Here is a 19,761-nt window from a genome sequence, read left to right as displayed (position 1 = left end):
TGACCTTAGATCATCTCTTCGCCGCCCTTCCCGCCGAGAACGATTTCTCCGGCTTCGGCCATACGGCGGGCAATGGTGAGGATTTCTTTCTGCGCGGTTTCCACGTCGCTGACGCGCACCGGGCCTTTGGCCTCGAGGTCGTCGCGCAACAGTTCGGCCGCTCGTTTGGACATGTTCTTGAAGATCTTTTCCTTGACGCCTTCGTCCGAACCCTTGAGGGCCAGCACCAGCACGTCGGAGGACACTTCGCGCAGCAACGCCTGAATCCCGCGGTCGTCGACATCGGACAGGTTGTTGAACACGAACATGAGGTCTTCGATCTGACCGGACAGGTCTTCGTCGACTTCGCGAATCGAATCCATCAACTGGCCTTCGATCGAGCTGTCGAGGAAGTTCATGATGTCGGCCGCACGCTTGATGCCACCCAAGGTGGTGCGCGAGGCATTCGAGTTGCCGGAGAACTGCTTCTCGAGAATCTGGTTGAGTTCTTTCAGGGCGGCTGGCTGCACGGTGTTCAGCGAGGAGACCCGCAGGATGATGTCCAGTCGCACCTTGTGGTCGAAGTTGCCCAGCACTTCACCGGCCTGATCCGGATCGAGATACGCCACGACGATCGCCTGGATCTGTGGGTGCTCGTAACGGATCACGTCGGCGACGGCACGCGGTTCCATCCACTTCAGGCTGTCGAGGCCGCTGGTGTTGCCACCCAACAGGATGCGATCGATCAGGCCGTTGGCCTTGTCTTCGCCCAGCGCCTGGGTGAGCATTTTGCGCACGTAGTCGTCGGAGCCGACGCCCAGGCTGGTCTGGTCGCCGACGATGTCGACGAACTCGCTCATGACCTGTTCGACCTGCTCGCGGTGCACGTTGCCCATCTGGGCCATCGCCACACCCACACGCTGGACCTCTTTGGGCCCCATGTGGCGCAACACTTGCGCAGCATCGGTCGAACCCAGGGACAGCAGCAGAATCGCGGCTTTGTCGACCTTGGTCAGTTTGGCGGCAACGGCTCGGTTATCACTCATCTGCGTTAATCCACTCTTTCACGACCTGGGCCACGCGACCCGGATCTTCTGCCACCAGACTCTTGATTGCATTCAACTGTGCGTCATAGCCTTCGCTCGGGCTCGGCAGCAGGATGCTTTGCGGACCACCGAGGCTGACGCGGTCGTTGGCCAGTTCGCCGTCCAGGCCGCCCATGCCACCGAGTTCCATGTCGTTGCCGATGCCGGCCAGCTGCTTGCCTTTGCCGCCACCGGTGATGTTGTTAAGCACCGGACGCAGCACACCGAACACCAGCACCAGGATGAACAAGACACCCAGCACTTGCTTGACGATGTCCCAGAACCACGGCTGGGAGTAGAACGGAATATCGGCAATCACTTCACCGCGCTCGGCGGAGAACGGCATGTTGATCACGCTGACGCTGTCACCACGGCTGGCGTCGAAACCGACGGCGTCCTGCACCAGGCGAGTGAAGCGCGCCAATTCATCGGCGCTCCACGGCGCACGTGTGGTCTCGCCGTTGGCGGCGTTGACCTTGACCTGATCGTCCACCACCACCGACACCGACAGGCGATTCAAACGACCCTGCTGTTGTTTGGTATGGCTGATCGAACGGTCGAGCTCGAAGTTCTTGGTGGATTGTTGACGCTTGTCCGCCGGGTACGGCGCCAGCATCGGCTGACCGGTGGCCGGGTCCATGATTTGCTGACCGTTGGCATCGATCAACGGCTGGCCTGGCTGAACCATGCCGGCTGCCGCGGTGCTGCCACCGGTGGTCTGCGGCGCGGAGGCAGGCGATGGCGGCTGGTTGCTCAGGGCACCCGGCACACCTTGCGGGCCATTACTGGCGGTGCGTTGTTCGTTGACCGACTGCTCGCTGCGCAACGCCGGTTGATCCGGGTTGAACTGCTCGGAGGTCGACTCGACGGCACTGAAGTCCACGTCAGCGGAGACTTCGGCTTTATAGCGGTCGTTGCCCAGTACCGGTTGCAGAATGTTATGCACGCGCTGGGTCAGCATGGTTTCCATGCGACGGCTGTAGTCGAATTGCTTGCCGGCCATGGTCAGTTCGGAGTTTTCCGCCTGATCCGACAGCAGGTTGCCCTTCTGGTCGACCACGGTGATCTGGGATTTGCTGAGCTCGGGAACGCTGGTCGCGACCAGGTTGATGATCGCCACCACCTGACCCGGCTCCAGCGAGCGGCCGGAATACAGTTCAACCAGCACCGAAGCGCTTGGCTTGCGTTCGTCACGCACGAACACCGAGCTTTTCGGAATCGCCAAGTGCACGCGAGCGCCCTTGACATTGTTCAGGCTGGAAATGGTCCTGGCCAGTTCACCTTCGAGGCCGCGACGATAACGGGTCGCTTCCATGAACTGGCTGGTCCCCAGGCCCTGATCCTTGTCGAGGATTTCAAAACCGATGTTGCCATCGCTGGGAGTGACACCAGCGCCCGCGAGCTTGAGCCGCGCACGGGACAGGTCATCGGCCTTGACCAGCAAGGCACCGGAGTTGGGTTCAACGGTGTAGGGAATATCGGCGGCGGCCAGGGTATCCATGACCTGCTTGGCGTCCATACCGGCGAGGCTGCCGTACAGAGGCCGGTAGTCCGGCTGCTGCGACCACAACACCACGGCAAAACCAATCGCCACGCTCGCAGCCAGGCCGACCAACAGGCCCACCTGACGCAACATGGTCATCTCGGAGAGGTTTTCCAGGAAGGACAAGCCGAACAGCGGCGGTTTGCCGTCTATCGGGGTGGCCTTGGCCGGAACGTTATCAGCGACTGCTTCTGCCATGACTCAATTCGTCCTTAAACCGGCATCTGCATGATGTCTTGGTATGCCTGAACCAGCTTGTTGCGCACTTGGGTCAACGCTTGAAAAGACACGCTGGCCTTCTGCGAGGAAATCATTACATCCGTCAGGTCGACGCCACTTTTGCCAATCTCGAAGGCACTGGCCAACTGACTGGACGCCTGCTGGGTGTCGTTCACTTTATTGACAGCCTGACCGAGCATGTCGGAAAAGCTGCTGCCACCCAGTTCAGGGACTGCGGCAGTCGATTTAGGCGCAGACATGGCATCCATTTGCATGGAACGCATGTCCAGCATCAACCGATTAAATTCAATACCTTGGCTCATGGTCTACTCTCGTTGGCGACCCGCAATTTTTTGACACTCACTCGGCGGGTAGTGAGGTGTTAGCAACAAGGGTGCCAGCTCCGTGGCTGCTCTGAACAAAAGCTCTTCCTGAGCTTCGCTGACAAACGAATCAGGTCGCGAACAAGTACGCTTCCACATCCATTCCGGCGTCGCGCATCTGCGCCAGCTTGTAGCGCAAGGTGCGCGGGCTGATGCCCAATCGCTCGGCAGCCTCTTTGCGACGGCCGCGCTCGGAGCGCAAGGTGTCGATGATCATCTGGAATTCACGGCGGCGCAGGTCATCACCCAACGCCCCGGCCGATTCAGCCTCGACCTCCACCACCCGCACCGGCGCCAATGCCGGCAACGGCGCACAAGCCACCGGCCCGGACAGGCAGAAATCCTGAGGCTGGATCAAACCACCCTGTTGCAGAATCAAGGCTCGCTGTATCGCGTTATCCAGCTCACGCACGTTGCCCGGCCACGGATAACCGACCAGGCACGCCTGCGCCTCGGGCGACAGTTTCGCCGCGGCATGCTTCATTTTATTGACGTGCTTGGCCAGCAGACGCTCGGTTAGCGGCAGGATGTCGGCGGTACGCTCGCGCAGCGGACGCCAGGCGAGCGGAAATACCGACAACCGATAGAAAAGGTCCTCACGGAACCGCCCCGCCGCCACTTCACCGGACAGGTCACGGTTGGTGGTCGCCACGACCCGTATGTCCAGGGTGATCGGCTTGCGCGCGCCGACCCGCTCGACTTCGCGCTCCTGCAACACCCGCAGCAGCTTGGCCTGGAGCCCGAGGGGCATTTCAGAAATCTCGTCGAGCAGGATCGTTCCGCCATCGGCCTGCTCGAACTTGCCTGCCTGCGCCGCAATGGCGCCGGTGAACGAACCTTTTTCGTGGCCGAACAAGGTGGCTTCGAGCATGTTGTCGGGGATCGCCGCGCAGTTGATCGCAATGAACGGCTGACTGGCGCGATGGGAATGCTGATGAATGTAGCGCGCCAACACTTCTTTACCGGTCCCGGATTCGCCGGAAATCAATACCGTCGAATCGCTGCGCGCGACTCGCGCGGCCAGTTCCAGCAATTGCACACTGGCCGGCTCGAAGGCGATCGGCCCTTCGCTCTCGGTCGCGCCGAGCGCGCCCAATGCGTGCCGCGCCACCAGGTCGAGCAAGGCTTTGGGCTCGAACGGCTTGACCAGATAATCCGCCGCGCCCTGGCGCATCGCATCGACCGCCCGCTCGACGGCACCGTGAGCAGTCATCAGCAACACCGGCAGCTGCGGCTGACGCGCTCGCAGCAAACCGAGCAGCTGATGACCGTCCATGCCCGGCATATTGACGTCACTGATCACCAGGCTGAACGCCTCGTTGCCGACCGTCGCGAGCGCCTCTTCCGCCGAACCGACGGCCGTGTAATCGTGCCCCGCGAGCAGCAGCGTATCGGCCAATGCTTCGCGTAGCGCGCGGTCGTCCTCGACCAGCAAAACCTTGATTGCCATGTCCTTCACTCCGCTCCCTGAGCGTTGGGCTGTTCACCGGAAAAAAGCGGCAGGATGACCTGCGCGCAGGTGCCGCGACCCGGCCGCGAGCGCAACTGCAATTCTCCCTGATGTGCACGGGCCACCGCCTTGACCACGGTCAGGCCCAGGCCGGTCCCGGTGGTTTTAGTGGTGAAAAACGGCTCGCCCAGGCGTGCCAGCACTGTACCGTCGATGCCGCTGCCGCTGTCACTGACGCACACGCGCAGGTTGTTTCCCCTGGCATAGAAATGCACTTTCAAGCGGACATCACCGGCACTGGCCTGGATAGCGTTCTCGATCAGATTGAGGATTGCGCCGACCAGGGTGTCGCGGTTGCACAGTAATTCGCCGGCATGACTGTCGCACTGCCAGCGAATCGGCAGGTCCTGAACATGAGTCAGCGCTGCCGATTGCAGCGATTGCATCAGTTGCTTGGGCGTGACACGGTCGGTCAACGGCAGCTCTCCGCGCGCGAACACCAACATGTCGCGAACCTGATGCTCCAGCTCATGCAAACGCTCTTTCAGGCGCCCGGCAAAACGTTGCTGCGTGGCGACCGGCAATTCCTGCTCAGTCAAATGACTGGCGTAGAGCAAGGCGGCGGACAGCGGCGTACGAATTTGATGAGCCAGCGAGGCGACCATTCGACCGAGGGACGACAGGCGTTCGTGGCGGGCCAGCTGATCTTGCAGATGTCGGGTTTCAGTCAGGTCGTTGAGCAATACCAACTGCCCGGGCTCGGCATCCAGCGAGCGAGTGGCGATCGACAGACGCCGACCGTCCTTGAGGGAGATTTCGTGACCGTCGTCTTCGCGGGGGGCAAAGCAGCGAGCAATGACATGGCGCCAGAGCTCGCCTTCAAGGGGCAGACCGAGCAACTCGCAGGCCGCTGGGTTGGCTTCACGCACAATGCCCTGAGCATCGATGACGATGACGCCGCCAGGCAACAGATCGAGGAGGTTTTGCAGACGGTTGGCCAGGCGCTCCTTTTCCGCCAGCTCTTGCATGCGCTGAGCGCTGACTACCGCCAGTTCACCCTTGAGCTCGGTGACACGGGCTTCCAGCAAGCTGTAGGAATCAGTCAACTGGCTCGACATCTGGTTGAACAGCGAGAACGCCTGCTCAAGGCCAAGCCGGCTTGCCTGCTCTACGGACGACGGTTGCCCCGAAGCGTCTGGGACAGGAGACATCTGGGCGGCTTGGGGCATCGTGCACTCTCGCTAGGCTGACCGTCAGTTAAACGGAACGTTGCGAGGGATGTAGCAATACCCGTGCCTAAAAAAAACCGCCTACAAATGAACGACTTGAAAAACAGGCGTCAATCATCCGCCTGTTCATCACCGTCGCGACGGCTCATGCCGTACTTGCGCATCTTCTCCACCAGGGTGGTGCGACGAATACGCAGGCGTTCTGCAGCACGCGCCACGATGCCATTGGCATCGTCCAGCGCCTGCTGAATCAAGCCCTGCTCCAGACCACCGAGGTAGTCTTTGAGGTCCAGGCCTTCGGGCGGCAGCATGGCGTTGGCGGTGAAGTCCGGCGTATGACCGTTGATGGCCACTCGCTCTTCAAGATCGCTGCGCAGGCTGTCGACCAGTTGCTCGTCTTCGTCATCGACGTAGCGGAATTTTTTCGGCAGCTCGACCACGCCGATCACCCCGTATGGGTGCATGATCGCCATGCGCTCCACCAGGTTGGCGAGTTCGCGAACGTTGCCCGGCCAGCCGTGACGGCACAGCGACATGATCGCCGCCGAGTTGAAGCGGATCGAACCGCGCTTCTCGTGCTCCATTCGCGAGATCAACTCGTTCATCAGCAACGGGATGTCTTCGACACGCTCGCGCAGCGGCGCCATCTCGATCGGGAACACGTTCAGGCGGTAGTACAAGTCTTCGCGGAAGGTGCCGATCTCGATCATGCTTTCGAGATTCTTGTGAGTCGCGGCAATGATGCGCACGTCGACGCTCTGGGTCTTGTTGCTGCCCACGCGTTCGAAGGTGCGTTCCTGCAGCACGCGCAGCAACTTGACCTGCATCGGCAGCGGCATGTCGCCGATTTCGTCGAGGAACAAGGTGCCGCCGTTGACCAACTCAAAACGCCCGGCGCGACTGGTGATCGCCCCGGTGAAAGCGCCCTTCTCGTGGCCGAACAATTCGCTTTCCAGCAACTCGGCCGGGATCGCCCCGCAGTTGACCGGAACGAACGGCGCGTCACGGCGCTTGGAGTGGTAGTGCAGGTTGCGCGCGACCACTTCCTTGCCGGTGCCAGACTCGCCAAGGATCAGCACGCTGGCGTCGGTGTCGGCCACTTGCTGCATCATCTGGCGGACGTGCTGAATCGCCCGGCTGGTGCCGACAAGGCTGCGAAAAAGATTGGGTTCGCGATGACGACCGCGCTCGCGGGCCTGGTCATACATCTCGCGATAGACCTGGGCACGGTGCAGCGAGTCGAGCAATTTGCTGTAGCTGGGTGGCATTTCCAGGGTCGAAAGCACTCGGCGACGCTGGTCTTCGGGCAAGTCAACGGAAGAATTATCACCCATTAACAAAACCGGAAGGAACTCATCCCAGGTTGCGAGTGTCTTTAACAAGCCCGGAAGTGCGCCAGGAGCATTGACCGTCCCGATAAGGACACAGATCACTTCACGACTTGATGACAAAGAGCCGACAGCCTGCTGCCAGTCATGGCTACCGCAGGGTAAATTTTCTTCGCCGAGAAAATTCAAGATCACCGCCAAATCGCGGCGGCGGACGCTATCGTCATCAATCAGCAGAATTTTGGTTTCACGCCACATGCAATAGCAACTTCCCTAGTCAACTCAATGCCCAAAATGATGGGGCAAGCTAGACGCTTGCAGACACGTTATGCCTGTAGACGCCTGAAATCTGGAACCAGCCACTAGTTAAGTCAAAAAACCGTGCACAGTCAAATTTATGGCGCACTATGTTTGGATTAACTGAGGATTAATTAACCAAACAGATGGTAAACCTTTGCCGCGCTCTGTGCTTGATGGATCTGCGACATCTCATCGACTATCGCCTGCCTTTCCCCCGTCGCCGCCTCCAGAAGCTGCTTGTACACCCCCAGCAACTCCTCAAGGTTATCGCGCAGAGCAGTCTCGTCCACCGACGCTTCACTCAAGACGTCTTCCATGCAGGAACGACACGCCAGGTCCAACTCACCGATGGCCTCCCAGTTTCGCTCGGCCAATGCACCGACCAGGGCTTCGCGGGTGTGCTCGATTCGCTGCAATACAAGACTCATGGTGATCTCCTTAAAACTGCGGACCCGGCGCGGCAATAGCATCCCAACCGTCTTTGACTGTTCGAAGCAAATCAGAGACTTCGTCGAGAATCGCCGGATCGGTTTTGATATTGGCCTCGGCCAGACGCTTCATCATGTAGGTGTACAGGTTGTCCAGTTCACCCACGGTTTCGACGGAGTTCTCAAGGTCCAGACCTTCACGCAAACCACCAATGATGCCGATGGCCTTGCCGATCAGAACACCCTTGTTCGGAATGTCTTTGCGCTCAATCGCGCCCTTGGCCTGGGCGATACGGTCCAGCCCGCCTTCCATCAACATCTGCACGAGACGATGCGGGCTGGCTTCGGAAGTCTGCGCCTGAGCGCCAATCTTCTGGTATTGGCGAAGGGCTAACATTGGATTCATGTTGTACCTCATCAAAATGCTGTAGTTCGTATAACCAGTGTATCGACGACGCGTCAAAAAACTTTAGATTCAAATGCAAAAAGCCCGGAGCGCTTGAAAACGCTGCCGGGCTTTTGGCGTTGTGCGCGTTACGAGTTCTTCTGCTGCGCGCTCATCGCTTCAAACATCGAGGTGATGTTGTTGCCTGTGGCTCTCAACTTGCCAACGAGTGTATCCATGTCGTTGTACTTTTTGGTCAATACCGCGGTCAGTGTTTCGACCCGACGATCCAAATTAGCCTGATCAGCGGTCAGCCTGGTTTTGGTCACATTCAGGTTGGTGGTGCGAGTATCGAGAATACCGCCCGTATCGGTGTACGGCTTGATCACATTGTTCATGCGCTCGAGCAAACCGTTGGTACCGGTAAACAGGGTCTGAACCTCGCCACCGAGCTTCTTGTCATTCATCGCCGCGGTGAACTTGACAGAGTCGAAGTTCAGCGCACCGGTTTTCTGGTCAGTGGTGATCCCCAACTGCGAGAGCACGGTCAGCTTGTCGCCAGCACCGGACTGGGACAACGGACCACGAATGGCGGCCAGCAGCGACCGTGGTAACGGGTCACCGGTCAGCGCAGCAGCGACAGTCGGCTTGCCATCGTCATCCAGGGACGGCTTGGTCAAGGACGTCACAGCATTAGCGATGGCGTTATAGGCGTCAACGAACTTCTGGATCGATGCCTTCAGACCATCGTTGTTGGAAGCGACGTTAACAGTCGATGTACCTGCGCCGGTCAGGGTCAGACTCAGGCCGGAGATCGTGTTGGCGACGGTATTGGACTTGCTGGTCATCGCCAGACCATCAACCGTGAACACCGCATCCGCGGCCAGGCCGCCGATGGCACCCGAAGAGGTCGCGGTCGGTGCGCCCATTGGGGCCGTCCCGTCGATTGTCAGGCCGGCGATACCGCTGGCGGAGATATCGGAACCCGCACCGGTCGCGGTAGAACCCAACACCAGGCGCGAACCGAAACTGTCGGTCACGATGTTAGCGCTCAGGCCACTGGCCTGGTACTGAGTGTTGATCGAGTCACGCACCGATTGCAGCGTGGCGCCCGCACCTACGGTGACAGGGTAGCTGGTGCCGTTCTGGGTGATGGTCAGCGTGCCCGCCGGGATAGCACTGGTCGCTCCGCCGGCAAATGCCTCAGAGGCTACTTTCGACGAAGTGGCAAGACTGGTTACTTTGACGACGTAATTGCCAGAAACAGCCGTGTTACTGGACGTGGCGGTCAGTACTTTGGCATCGGAAGACGTCGCAGAAAAACCCGTGAACTGGGGGGTTGTCGTACTGCCCAGATCGGTGAGTGCTTTCTGGAACGTGGCCAGCAGCGACTTCAGCGTACCGATCCCGGAGATGCTCGCCGTGTTGGTCGTGGTCCCACGGTCGATCTGACCTTGCTTGGCCGCTTTGTCAGCGTTCACCAAGGCTTTGACGATAGCACCGGTATCAAGGCCAGAGCCTAAACCCGTGCCCGGTAAAATTGGACTTGCCATGTGGAACTCCCTTCAGTGTGTCGCCGGCCTTTTGACCACTACAACGCCCAAAAGAACATAGCAACAAAATTCATGCCAACTGTCAGGCTTTAGCGCTGAACAACAGGCTGCTTGCATCATTCAAACTATTGGCCAGTTTCAGGACTTCTTCGTTGGGGATCTGACGGACCACCTCACCGGATTCACTGGCAATGACTTTCACAACAACCTGGCCTGAAGGCTCATCAATCGAGAACTCCAGATTACGCTTGACCGACTGAACGAACTTTTCAATTTCTTGAACAGCCATCTTCAGCTTGTCCTGCTCAGTCTGTGCGCTCTTGCGCACCTCCTTGACGTCGACCACTTTCGCGGGCTCCGCTCGAGGCTTTTCCGCAGGCTTGTCGGCAACCGTGGTTGCGTGCTTCGCTGTCGGATAAGACAAGTTCAGCTTCACGCTCATATCCATGTCCATCACCTCTAAAAGTAAAAAAGCGAGAGGGTACGACCAGCGCACACCCCTCGCCAAAACTCAATCAGCTATTACTGAAGCAGTTTCAGTACAGCGGATGGCAGTTGGTTGGCCTGAGCCAGAACTGCGGTAGAAGCTTGTTGCAGAGTTTGTTGCTTGGTCAGTTCTGCAGTTTCAGAAGCGAAGTCGGTATCTTGTACGCGACCACGAGCAGCACTGGCGTTTTCGTTGATGTTCTGCAGGTTGGAGATGGTGCTGGTCAGACGGTTTTGTGCAGCACCGAGGTCAGCACGCGCGCTGTTGATGGTCTGCAGAGCGGCGTCGATACGGGTCAGGGCAGCGGAGAACGAAGCTTGAGCGGTAGCCGAGCTGTTACCAGTGATCTGAGTGGTAGCCGAGTCAACCGACAGGGTTGCAGCGCCGAAACCGGAGGCCAGGGTCAGAGAGATCTGGTTAGCCGAACCAGTGTTGGAACCAACCTGGAAGGTCATGGTGCCAGCAGTACCGTCCAGCAGGTTCTTGCCGTTCAGGTTGGTGGAGTTGGCGATACGAGTGATCTCGTCCGACATTGCCGCGAATTCTTTGTTCAGAGCCACACGGTCTTGAGTACCGTTCGAGTCGTTTCGAGCTTGTACGGCCAGTTCACGCATACGCTGCAGAATGTTGGTGGTTTCCTGCATCGCGCCTTCAGCGGTCTGAGCGATCGAGATACCGTCGTTGGCGTTTTTGATCGCCATGGTCTGACCACGGATTTGCGCGGTCATACGAGTGGTGATTTGCAGGCCGGCGGCGTCGTCTTTGGCGCTGTTGATTTTCAGGCCGGAAGACAGGCGAGTCATCGAAGTCGACAGAGCGTCGGAGGAGCGGTTCAGGTTCTTCTGAACGCTCAACGATGTGACGTTGGTGTTTACTGTTAAAGCCATGACGAATTCCTCGTTGGTTGGGTACTGCGGCTTCCGGCCCTGGCAACCGCCGGGTATGGCCTAGAGAACCTTCGTAATAGTTATCGTCGCCAACGCAACTTGCTTTAGGGGATTTTCAAAAATATTTGCCATCACGTTGCCACCCCCCGTAAATCAAGGGGTTGGCGACGTCCGACAGCGAAAAAATGACGTCAGGGAAATGTCGGCGGCAGGTTGGCGAGGATTCGCCGGCACCGACTGAAGATAAATTGATTAAACGGACAGCGTGTTATTCAGCAACTGGACCAGTTCATATTCCAGGTAATCGGCCAGTGCGAGCCAGTTCTGCGCTTCCTGACACGCGAACATCTGGCCGAGCACAAACGCCCACTGCTGCTGAGCCTCCTGCGGCTTCGAATCGAACGCCGGATGGACCGCACCGGCCAACTCGATCATCGCCAGCCCGGCTTCGACATCACGCCCCAGACGGAACAGGATTGCGCATTGCTGCGCATCGGCAACGAAGGTTTCAAGCGCGCTCACGATGCAAACTCCGGATGAAAAGCCGTGCCGGCGATCATTGCCCCTGCCCGGCTGCTGTTATAGAAGCGCACCTTTGGATGGCCCGCGATAAAACGCTCCAGTTCACACAGGTAACTGCGGAAGTTGAGCTGAGTCTTGATGCGCTGGCCGTGACCGTCCAGCACCCAGTGCTTGGCGGCGCCCAATTGCGGCCCCAGATCGCCATCGCTCCATCCCGCGTGGGTCTTGTCACCCGGGAAGGCAAAATCGGCGCCGAACAGCGTGATTTGCGCCGCGCCCATCTTCACCGCCAGGTCCGCCGCCGGATGAATAACGCTGCCACCGACATACAACTCGCCCCGGGGCAGTTGCCGACGCAACTGCTGATAGATCGGGCTCGCGGAGTAACCGGCATAACGCGCCCCCTGCCAGGCCTCGATCACCGCCGGATCAAGCATGGGCATGTACACCAGCGTGATGTCGGACGTGCCTTCAGCCGGCAGGTGCCGGTCCGAGATGCGCTGATCGATGCTGACGACCATGTCGGGACGAATGCCGTGCTTGAGCAACGGACGATAGGCCGTATCGACGCAGATGAACAACGGTCGCTCGGCTTCATTGCGAATCGCGCGCAAGGTCGCAAAGTGCTGTTCCAGGCTTGGCCCGGTGGCGATGACAAAGACCTCCTGCCCCGGCTGTGAACCGAACAACTCGGCCACGTCGTGATCAGCCTGCACCCACTTGAGGCTGACCTGCAAGCGCTCGACAATCTCAGGAGTCTGCGGGTCGAACTCACGATTATTGAACGTCAGGTGGGTTTCGCTGATCAGGCGGTCGCGGATCTTCGCGCTGAAATCGTCGGCCAGCACCAGCTCGGAGGGCAGGGCAAAAAACGGCAGCTGGATTTCGCCCAGATCACCGGCATATAGCAGCTCGACCCGCGGATCGCTGAGCCACGGCTGTTGATCGAGCAGTTGCAGCACCAGGGCAAACACGGCGCCGTTGAGAATATGCACGTACAACCGTTCAAGACCGGCACGTTGCAGCAACTCCATTTGCAGATCGCCCAGCCCGGTGCCGTAGATATGCATCACAGGACTGTCGGCCGGCAAGCTGTCGGCCTGAAGCACGGCCTCGCGACTGCGGTCATGACGGCTGGTCAGCTGAATGCCGTTGATGCTCAACGTCGAACCCAGGCCTTCCACCAGGTCAGCCTGCAACAGGCTCGTGTCTTCAACCAGCAAGCGCACAGCCAGCGCCGGCCAGCGTTGCTGGATGACGTCGACGTTGCGCTCAAAGAACTCGCTCATGGTGCCTCGCAGTTTGTTCGGGCAAAAAAATAGCGCTCAAGATTACACCTTGAGCGCTATTGTTGTGTCTGGCTTTCTTTGACTAAGGCACCGGGCTCAAGGGCGGTAGAGGATCGCCGAGCCCCAGGACAGGCCAACGCCGAAACCGCTCAGTGCAACGCGCTTCCAGTTGGAGTTCAGCACGTGTTTTTCCAACAGCAACGGAATGCTCGACGACACGGTGTTGCCGGTCTCGACCATGTCCTTGATGAACTTCTCCGGCTCGCCTTCGAAGCGACGCGCCACGGCGTCGACAATCGCGGCGCTGCCCTGGTGAATGCAGAAGGCATCGATATCGGCCGCCGTCAGCTGCGAGTCCTCCAGCAGTTCATGCAAGTGCGCCGGGACTTTGAGCAGCGCAAAGTTGAACACCTGACGACCGTTCATGTAGAACACGCCATCGGTGACTTTCAAATGCGGCGCACCGGAACCGTCGGTGCCGAACTTGGCCTTGCCCAGCTGCCAGGGCGCGTTTTCGCCCATCCAGGTCGCGGTGGCGGCGTCGCCGAAGAGCATGGTGGTGTTACGGTCTTCGGGGTCGACAATCTTCGAATACGGATCGGCGGTGACCAGCAAGCCATTCTTCAGGCCGGCGGCTTCCATGAAGCCCTTGATCGCGTAGATGCCATAGACGTAGCCGGAGCAGCCCAGGGAAATATCGAACGCCGCCACGGTGGTCGGCAGGCCCAGTTTGTCCTGAACGATGGCGGCCGTGTGTGGCAAGCCTTCTTCGTCGCCGTTCTGGGTGACGACGATCAGCACGTCGATGGATTCACGTTTCAGATCGGGATTGTTGGCGAACAGCGCATTGACTGCTTCGACACACAGGTCCGAAGTTTCCTGCCCGGCATCTTTGCGCGGCAGGAAGGCCGAACCGATTTTGCCCAGGATGAACTCTTCATCCTTTTCGAATTTTGCACCTTGTGCGTAATTGTCCACGCCGGCTACAGGAACGTAGCTCGCAATGCTTTTTATGCCAATCATTACGGCTTCCCAATAATAAACAGCCCAATACCACCGCTCGTAATGATTCGAGGGGCGCCGACAAACAGAGAAAAACGTCGCCCTGTGGAGGCGACTACGGGAAGAATAAAAGGCTATCACTGGGCCAAACAGAGACCAGGCGCCACCTCCCCGATTAATACAATACAGTGAAGATGCGCGTTATGACTCGCAGGTCACGCTATTTTGCCGAAACAGACCGACAAGGCGTTATTCGACCAACGACCAGTCCAGCGGGGTTCCACGCTTGATGACGTGGCGGGCGCGGCGGCCCAGAAGGGTTTCAGCGTGTTTGGGGGCAAGCCCCAAGCCCGGACGGATGGCCCGCAGATTGACTGCGGTAAACGGCTCGCCGGCCGCCATGTCTTGCGTGACATAGAGCGAGCGTCGGTACACCAGCGACTTGCGCTCGGCTTCGGTCACGCCGTAATGCACTTGGCCCATGGCCTGCCAGGCACGCTCGGTTTCGATCACCAGGCTTTCGAGTTCGGCCGGCTCCAGGGAGAAACTGGCGTCCACACCACCGGCCGAACGGTCGAGGGTGAAGTGCTTTTCCACCACCGTCGCTCCCAGCGCCACGGCCGCCACGGACACGCCGACACCCATAGAGTGATCGGACAGGCCGACTTCGCAGCCAAACAATTCACGCAAATGCGGAATGGTCCGCACGTTGCTGTTGGCGGGCGTCGCCGGATAAGTGCTGGTGCACTTGAGCAGCACCAGGTCCTTGCACCCCGCCTCACGGGCAGCGCGCACGGTTTCATCGAGCTCGGCGATGCTGGCCATGCCGGTGGAGATGATCAATGGCTTGCCGGTGGCCGCGACCCGGCGAATCAGCGGCAGGTCGGTGTTTTCGAAACTGGCGATCTTGTAGGCCGGCACATCGAGGCTTTCGAGGAAGTCCACCGCGCTGTCATCAAACGGCGTGGAGAAGGCCAGCATGCCCAGTTCCTTGGCCCGGGCGAAAATCGGCGCGTGCCATTCCCACGGCGTATGCGCTTTCTCGTACAAGGCGTACAACGATGATCCGGCCCACAGACTGTTGGGGTCCTTGATGAAGAACTCGCCTTCGGACAGGTCCAGAGTCATGGTGTCTGCGGTGTAGGTTTGCAGCTTCAAGGCATGCGCACCGGCCTTGGCCGCGGCTTCGACGATTTGCAGCGCCATGTCCAGCGACTGGTTATGGTTGCCGCTCATCTCGGCAATGATGAACGGCGGCGCGTCGGCACCGATGGAGCGGTTGCCGATCTTGAAGCTAGTCATTGCAGCGTTCCTTTAATACGCGCGTGAACGCGCAAGCACTCTGAGTAAAACCGGCTTCGCGAAAGACCTTCAGCGAAGGCTGGTTGTCCGGCAACACCTGGGCGGTGATGGCGGTCAGTTGCGGCCAGCGGGCCGTCACGAACGCCTCGCCACGGGCCAGCAGCGCCCTGCCCCACCCCAGGCCAATGCGATCTTCAAACAGATAGATCGAGACTTCGGCTGTAAAGCCGCGCACGTCATAACGCAACACACCCACCGGACCATCATCGGCTTCGGCGATCAACAGCAAGCGCTGCGCATTATTCAAACTGGCGGCCAGCCAGTGTTGATGCGACGGCCATTCAATCACCCTGGTGTCCAGCGACCAGCGCCGTACCGCCTCGGCGTTGCGCCCGTAGAACAGCAACTGAGCATCGTCGACAGTCGCGGGACGGATCTGCAACACCGCACCGGCCAACGCTGCCGCCACTCGCTGCGCCCCCCGGCCATCCACCAATTGCCGCGAATGCTCGGCCAGGCTCTGGCGTATCCCCTGATTACCCGCGACAAAACCGATGGCCTGGCGCAGTTGTTCGACGCTCACCTGCTCACGAGCGCCCAGGTAAACATGGGCGCCCGAAGCCGCCATGACTTCGCCGTTGGCCTGCTGATTGTTCGAGACCGCGATGCAAATCGTCGGTAGCCCCATGGCCGCGCGCTCCCAACTGGTGCCGCCACCGGCGCCGACAAACAGATCGGCCTCGGTCATCAGTCGGTAGAAGTCGCTGACAAAACTATGCAACCGCCAGTTCGGCCGAGTCGCCGCCATGGCCTGCATCGTGTTCCAGGCCGGATTGTCGGCACCGGCAACAAAATCGACTTCCAGCGCATCGAAATCGGCCATCGCCAGCATTGCGTGATGAGTCTGCATCGCCGCATCGAAGCCGCCGAAATTGACCAGCACCCGTTTGGCCTGAGGCCTGATGGGGATCGCCGGGCAGCGGAACTCATCGCGCAGCATCGCGAAACGCGGGCCTAATAACGTCTGGCAGCCGGGCGCGAGCAGCGAGGCATAAGCCGTTGGCGTGCCCGACAGGTTCTGGTTGAGCAGCAGATCGACGGCGTACTCGCGGGTGGCAAGATCATCCACCGCGGCGATCCGTGGCGCCCAGCGCCGGGCAGCGGTTTGCCAGTGATGGTCGAGGCCATAGTGGTCGACGATGATCCAGTCGAACGCCGGATGGTTTTCCAATGCCTGCGCCAACGCATCGATGTCCGCCTGCCACGGCAACATGGATTCGATGGCTTGCTGCGGGTCTTCATCGGGATAACGCTCTGGCAGCGCAAAGGTTTCATAACCTTCCGCGGCCAGCATGTCCAGTCGATGCCCCGGCAGCAGGCGACACGCGAAGGCCACGTGCGAGCCCTGCTTACGCAAGGTTCTGGCCAGGGGCAACAAGCGAGCGATATGTCCACTGCCAATGGTCGGCGACGCGTCGGAGCGAATCAGCACCCTCATTGCAGTTCACCACCAGCCTTGAGCGCGGCGTAAAGGTATTCGGCGCGCGTCCAGTCTTCGGCAGTGTCGATGTCCTGCACCAGATGCCGCGGCAGCATCACCGGCAGGCTCGCTGGGGAGAACAACACATCACCGCGCAACCAGGCCTCGCGGCGCCCCCAGTAGAACTGACCGGCGTCTTGAAAGGCTTCGGCCAGATCCTGCGAGCGAGTGTTGCGAAACTCCGGGTACAACGACGTCAACGCGCCGTGCTCGTCGAGTGTCAAGGCACGCTGCACGGGAAAGCCGAAACCGGCCACGGAAAACGCGAAGGATTTATCCGGGTGCTGTTCCAGCAATTCAAAGCCCTGACGCAGAAACCGCGCCTGCAACAGCGGCGCGGTGGCGTAGAGGCAACAGGCATAGTCGAATGCCGGAAGCTCATTCAAGGCATGCACCATCACCGCCGCCGTGCCGGTGAAATCGTCAGCCAACGACGCCGGACGCATGAACGGCACCTGAGCGCCGTGCGCCCGAGCGACTCCGGCGATTTCTTCATCGTCGGTGCTGACGATTACCTGATCGAACAGCTGCGAATCCAGCGCGGTGCGGATCGAACGGACGATCATCGGCACGCCGTCGAACGACTTGAGGTTCTTGCGCGGGATTCGCTTGCTGCCGCCCCGGGCCGGGATGATGGCTACGCAGCTCAAGATTCACTCCTGTTCAAGGCACTACTCTTCAAGAAGAAGTCGCCGCAGTTGCTCGATCACATAGTCCTGCTGTTCGTCGCTCAGCAAGGGAAACATCGGCAGGCTGATCGCCTCGGCGTAATAACGCTCGGCTTGCGGAAAATCACCTTCGGCAAAACCCAGGTCGCGATAGTACGGCTGCAAGTGCACCGGAATATAGTGCAGGTTCACACCGACACCCGCCGCTCGCAAGCCTTCGAACACTTGTCGATGGCTGAGATTGATGCGATCAGTCTGCAAACGCACCACGTACAAATGCCAGGCCGACTCGGCCTCGGGCTGCGCACTGGGCAAGGTCAGCGGCAAGTAGGCCAACAACCGGTCATAACGCACCGCCAACTCACGGCGGCGTTCGATGAAGTCGTCGAGCTTGTCCAGCTGTGACAACCCGAGGGCCGCTTGCAGGTCGGTTATCCGGTAATTGAAACCCAGCTCCACTTGCTGGTAGTACCAGGGACCGTGGCTCGGCTCTGTCATCTGCTGCGGATCGCGGGTCATGCCGTGGCTGCGCAAGCGCTGCATGCGTTCGGCCAGGTCTGCACGATGGGTCAGGACCATGCCCCCTTCGGCGCTGGTGATGATCTTCACCGGATGAAAACTGAACACCGTCATTGCCGCGAATTCGCAGCACCCCACCGGACGCCCGGCATAGGAGGCACCCACCGCGTGGGAGGCGTCTTCAATGACCGTGAAGCCATAACGCTCGGCCAGTTCGGCAATCTTGCGCATGTCGCAGCTTTGACCAGAGAACGCCACGGCCACCAACACCTTTGGCAGCGTCCCGTCACGTTCGGCGGCTTGAAGTTTCGATTCCAGCGCGAAGACATCGAGGTTCCAGGTCAGCGGATCGATGTCGACGAAATCCACCTCCGCGCCGCAGTAGCGACCGCAATTGGCGGAGGCCAGAAAGGTGTTCGGCGTGGTCCACAAACGGTCGCCCGCCGCGAGCCCCGCCGCCAGGCAAGCGATGTGCAGCGCGGCAGTGGCGTTACACACCGCCACGGCGAAATCGGCCTGGCAGCGCTCGGCCATGGCCTGTTCGAAACGCTCGATGGTCGGCCCTTGGGTCAGCCAGTCAGACTGCAGCACAGCCACCACCGCATCGATGTCTGCCTGATCGAGACTTTGCCGACCGTAGGGAATCATGCTGGCAACCCGGCGTGCAGGTCGGCGATCTGCCCCACCGACAGGAAGTGCGGGTTGGTGTCGGAGCGGTACTCGAAGTGTTCACCGACAGGCCGCCCCTGCTCGCCCAGGTTATCGACGGCAAAATCTACGTCGACGCTGGTGAAACGAATCGACGGCTGGATGGTGTAGTGATCGGCGAACTCCAGGGTCATTCGCGCGTCGTCCAGCGGCACCATCAACTCGTGCAGTTTTTCGCCCGGGCGAATGCCGACGTTCTTGTGCGGCAAGTGTTCAGCCATGCCCAACGCCAGATCAACGATGCGGATCGATGGAATCTTCGGCACAAACACTTCACCACCGTGCATGCGGGCGAAGCTGTCGAGCACAAATTGCACACCGTGATCGAGCGTGATCCAGAAGCGTGTCATGCGCTCATCGGTGATGGGCAATTCGGTTGCGCCTTCGGTAATAAGCTTACTGAAGAATGGCACTACCGAACCTCGCGAACCCGCCACGTTGCCGTAGCGGACCACGGCAAATCGGGTCTGCTGTTCGCCGGCAATGTTGTTGGCGGCCACGAACAGTTTGTCTGACAGCAGCTTGGTTGCACCGTACAGGTTGATCGGGCTGGCCGCCTTGTCGGTAGACAGCGCGACGACTTTCTTCACGCCGTTATCGATGGCCGCGGCAATGATGTTTTCCGCGCCATTGACGTTGGTACGAATGCATTCGGTGGGGTTGTATTCCGCCGCCGGCACTTGCTTCAGGGCGGCGGCATGCACCACGTAATCGATACCGCGCATGGCCTGACGCAAACGCTCGCCATCCCGTACATCGCCGAGGAAGTAGCGCATGCACGGCGCATTGAACGTCTGCTGCATCTCGTACTGCTTGAGTTCGTCTCGCGAGAACACCACTACCCGTTTAGGTTGGTATTGCTCCAACAGGCGGCGGATGAAATTGCGCCCGAAAGAACCGGTACCGCCCGAGATGAAAATCGATTTACCGTTGAACATGCCTTGAGTCCTTTTAC

19 protein-coding genes are annotated in these 19,761 nt (G+C 59.7%); all 19 read right to left on the bottom strand.

Going from position 1 to position 19,761, the window contains the following annotated elements:
- Positions 1 to 5: 5 nt before the first annotated feature.
- The 19 genes from fliG to pseB all read right to left on the bottom strand — a co-directional run bounded on the left by fliG (position 6) and on the right by pseB (position 19,744).
- Entirely contained in the window at positions 6 to 1,025 is a 1,020-nt protein-coding gene (gene fliG, locus ACA068_RS08885) for a flagellar motor switch protein FliG (protein WP_007894195.1), read from the bottom strand.
- On the bottom strand, positions 1,018 to 2,805 hold the full coding sequence (fliF, locus tag ACA068_RS08880) for a flagellar basal-body MS-ring/collar protein FliF (protein ID WP_497309194.1): 1,788 nt from the start codon (positions 2,803 to 2,805) through the stop codon (positions 1,018 to 1,020). The genes fliG and fliF overlap by 8 nt, the downstream gene beginning before the upstream one ends.
- A 14-nt stretch (positions 2,806 to 2,819) precedes the next feature.
- Positions 2,820 to 3,149, bottom strand: coding sequence for a flagellar hook-basal body complex protein FliE (gene fliE / locus ACA068_RS08875; RefSeq protein WP_010456962.1), 330 nt, complete (start codon positions 3,147 to 3,149; stop codon positions 2,820 to 2,822).
- 130 nt (positions 3,150 to 3,279) lie between these two features.
- Complete coding sequence (locus ACA068_RS08870) at positions 3,280 to 4,659, bottom strand: sigma-54-dependent transcriptional regulator (protein ID WP_497309192.1); 1,380 nt, start codon at positions 4,657 to 4,659, stop codon at positions 3,280 to 3,282.
- A 5-nt stretch (positions 4,660 to 4,664) separates the two neighbouring features.
- Positions 4,665 to 5,870 (bottom strand): sensor histidine kinase, encoded by a 1,206-nt coding sequence (locus ACA068_RS08865; protein WP_497310556.1) that lies wholly within the window; start codon positions 5,868 to 5,870, stop codon positions 4,665 to 4,667.
- Positions 5,871 to 5,998: 128 nt separating this feature from the next.
- Positions 5,999 to 7,474 carry a sigma-54 dependent transcriptional regulator gene (locus ACA068_RS08860; RefSeq protein ID WP_497309190.1) on the bottom strand — a complete coding sequence of 492 codons (1,476 nt, stop codon included), beginning with the start codon at positions 7,472 to 7,474 and terminating at the stop codon, positions 5,999 to 6,001.
- 173 nt (positions 7,475 to 7,647) lie between these two features.
- The gene (fliT, locus tag ACA068_RS08855) at positions 7,648 to 7,944 is read right to left on the bottom strand and encodes a flagellar protein FliT (RefSeq protein WP_403099428.1); all 297 of its coding nucleotides are present in this window, start codon (positions 7,942 to 7,944) and stop codon (positions 7,648 to 7,650) included.
- A 10-nt stretch (positions 7,945 to 7,954) separates the two neighbouring features.
- Positions 7,955 to 8,350, bottom strand: a complete 396-nt coding sequence (fliS, locus tag ACA068_RS08850) for a flagellar export chaperone FliS (RefSeq protein ID WP_497309188.1) — start codon at positions 8,348 to 8,350, stop codon at positions 7,955 to 7,957.
- A 128-nt stretch (positions 8,351 to 8,478) separates the two neighbouring features.
- Positions 8,479 to 9,882, bottom strand: a complete 1,404-nt coding sequence (gene fliD, locus ACA068_RS08845) for a flagellar filament capping protein FliD (RefSeq protein ID WP_497309187.1) — start codon at positions 9,880 to 9,882, stop codon at positions 8,479 to 8,481.
- An 82-nt stretch (positions 9,883 to 9,964) separates the two neighbouring features.
- Positions 9,965 to 10,330 carry a flagellar protein FlaG gene (locus ACA068_RS08840; protein WP_497309185.1) on the bottom strand — a complete coding sequence of 122 codons (366 nt, stop codon included), beginning with the start codon at positions 10,328 to 10,330 and terminating at the stop codon, positions 9,965 to 9,967.
- Positions 10,331 to 10,404: 74 nt separating this feature from the next.
- Positions 10,405 to 11,256 carry a flagellin domain-containing protein gene (locus tag ACA068_RS08835; RefSeq protein ID WP_497309183.1) on the bottom strand — a complete coding sequence of 284 codons (852 nt, stop codon included), beginning with the start codon at positions 11,254 to 11,256 and terminating at the stop codon, positions 10,405 to 10,407.
- A 252-nt stretch (positions 11,257 to 11,508) separates the two neighbouring features.
- Complete coding sequence (locus ACA068_RS08830) at positions 11,509 to 11,778, bottom strand: hypothetical protein (RefSeq protein ID WP_497309182.1); 270 nt, start codon at positions 11,776 to 11,778, stop codon at positions 11,509 to 11,511.
- On the bottom strand, positions 11,775 to 13,067 hold the full coding sequence (locus tag ACA068_RS08825) for a motility associated factor glycosyltransferase family protein (protein WP_497309180.1): 1,293 nt from the start codon (positions 13,065 to 13,067) through the stop codon (positions 11,775 to 11,777). The genes ACA068_RS08830 and ACA068_RS08825 overlap by 4 nt, the downstream gene beginning before the upstream one ends.
- Positions 13,068 to 13,163: 96 nt before the next feature.
- Positions 13,164 to 14,090 carry a ketoacyl-ACP synthase III gene (locus tag ACA068_RS08820; protein ID WP_497309179.1) on the bottom strand — a complete coding sequence of 309 codons (927 nt, stop codon included), beginning with the start codon at positions 14,088 to 14,090 and terminating at the stop codon, positions 13,164 to 13,166.
- A gap of 228 nt (positions 14,091 to 14,318) precedes the next feature.
- Entirely contained in the window at positions 14,319 to 15,371 is a 1,053-nt protein-coding gene (pseI, locus tag ACA068_RS08815; RefSeq protein WP_497309177.1) for a pseudaminic acid synthase, read from the bottom strand.
- Positions 15,364 to 16,869 (bottom strand): UDP-2,4-diacetamido-2,4,6-trideoxy-beta-L-altropyranose hydrolase, encoded by a 1,506-nt coding sequence (gene pseG, locus ACA068_RS08810; RefSeq protein ID WP_497309175.1) that lies wholly within the window; start codon positions 16,867 to 16,869, stop codon positions 15,364 to 15,366. Before pseG ends, pseI begins: the two co-directional genes overlap by 8 nt.
- Entirely contained in the window at positions 16,866 to 17,561 is a 696-nt protein-coding gene (gene pseF / locus ACA068_RS08805) for a pseudaminic acid cytidylyltransferase (protein WP_497309173.1), read from the bottom strand. Before pseF ends, pseG begins: the two co-directional genes overlap by 4 nt.
- A gap of 21 nt (positions 17,562 to 17,582) precedes the next feature.
- The gene (pseC, locus tag ACA068_RS08800; protein WP_497309171.1) at positions 17,583 to 18,746 is read right to left on the bottom strand and encodes a UDP-4-amino-4,6-dideoxy-N-acetyl-beta-L-altrosamine transaminase; all 1,164 of its coding nucleotides are present in this window, start codon (positions 18,744 to 18,746) and stop codon (positions 17,583 to 17,585) included.
- Entirely contained in the window at positions 18,743 to 19,744 is a 1,002-nt protein-coding gene (pseB, locus tag ACA068_RS08795; protein ID WP_497309169.1) for a UDP-N-acetylglucosamine 4,6-dehydratase (inverting), read from the bottom strand. The genes pseC and pseB overlap by 4 nt, the downstream gene beginning before the upstream one ends.
- Between the last annotated feature and the right edge of the window lie 17 nt (positions 19,745 to 19,761).

The organism is Pseudomonas sp. LBUM1660, assembly GCF_059695935.1.
The sequence above is the reverse complement of the archived record's forward strand: the minus strand, read 5'-3'. Positions and strand labels throughout refer to the sequence as shown.

What these genes read in the sequence shown, in the direction of transcription:
- fliG (WP_007894195.1), bottom strand. Translation starts at nt 1,025, where the DNA reads ATGAGTGATAACCGAGCCGTTGCCGCCAAACTGACCAAGGTCGACAAA.
- fliF (WP_497309194.1), bottom strand. Translation starts at nt 2,805, where the DNA reads ATGGCAGAAGCAGTCGCTGATAACGTTCCGGCCAAGGCCACCCCGATA.
- fliE (WP_010456962.1), bottom strand. Translation starts at nt 3,149, where the DNA reads ATGAGCCAAGGTATTGAATTTAATCGGTTGATGCTGGACATGCGTTCC.
- ACA068_RS08820 (WP_497309179.1), bottom strand. Translation starts at nt 14,090, where the DNA reads ATGATTGGCATAAAAAGCATTGCGAGCTACGTTCCTGTAGCCGGCGTG.
- fliD (WP_497309187.1), bottom strand. Translation starts at nt 9,882, where the DNA reads ATGGCAAGTCCAATTTTACCGGGCACGGGTTTAGGCTCTGGCCTTGAT.
- pseB (WP_497309169.1), bottom strand. Translation starts at nt 19,744, where the DNA reads ATGTTCAACGGTAAATCGATTTTCATCTCGGGCGGTACCGGTTCTTTC.
- pseI (WP_497309177.1), bottom strand. Translation starts at nt 15,371, where the DNA reads ATGACTAGCTTCAAGATCGGCAACCGCTCCATCGGTGCCGACGCGCCG.
- ACA068_RS08860 (WP_497309190.1), bottom strand. Translation starts at nt 7,474, where the DNA reads ATGTGGCGTGAAACCAAAATTCTGCTGATTGATGACGATAGCGTCCGC.
- ACA068_RS08825 (WP_497309180.1), bottom strand. Translation starts at nt 13,067, where the DNA reads ATGAGCGAGTTCTTTGAGCGCAACGTCGACGTCATCCAGCAACGCTGG.
- ACA068_RS08865 (WP_497310556.1), bottom strand. Translation starts at nt 5,870, where the DNA reads ATGTCTCCTGTCCCAGACGCTTCGGGGCAACCGTCGTCCGTAGAGCAG.
- ACA068_RS08870 (WP_497309192.1), bottom strand. Translation starts at nt 4,659, where the DNA reads ATGGCAATCAAGGTTTTGCTGGTCGAGGACGACCGCGCGCTACGCGAA.
- ACA068_RS08835 (WP_497309183.1), bottom strand. Translation starts at nt 11,256, where the DNA reads ATGGCTTTAACAGTAAACACCAACGTCACATCGTTGAGCGTTCAGAAG.
- pseC (WP_497309171.1), bottom strand. Translation starts at nt 18,746, where the DNA reads ATGATTCCCTACGGTCGGCAAAGTCTCGATCAGGCAGACATCGATGCG.
- ACA068_RS08840 (WP_497309185.1), bottom strand. Translation starts at nt 10,330, where the DNA reads ATGGATATGAGCGTGAAGCTGAACTTGTCTTATCCGACAGCGAAGCAC.
- pseG (WP_497309175.1), bottom strand. Translation starts at nt 16,869, where the DNA reads ATGAGGGTGCTGATTCGCTCCGACGCGTCGCCGACCATTGGCAGTGGA.
- fliS (WP_497309188.1), bottom strand. Translation starts at nt 8,350, where the DNA reads ATGAATCCAATGTTAGCCCTTCGCCAATACCAGAAGATTGGCGCTCAG.
- fliT (WP_403099428.1), bottom strand. Translation starts at nt 7,944, where the DNA reads ATGAGTCTTGTATTGCAGCGAATCGAGCACACCCGCGAAGCCCTGGTC.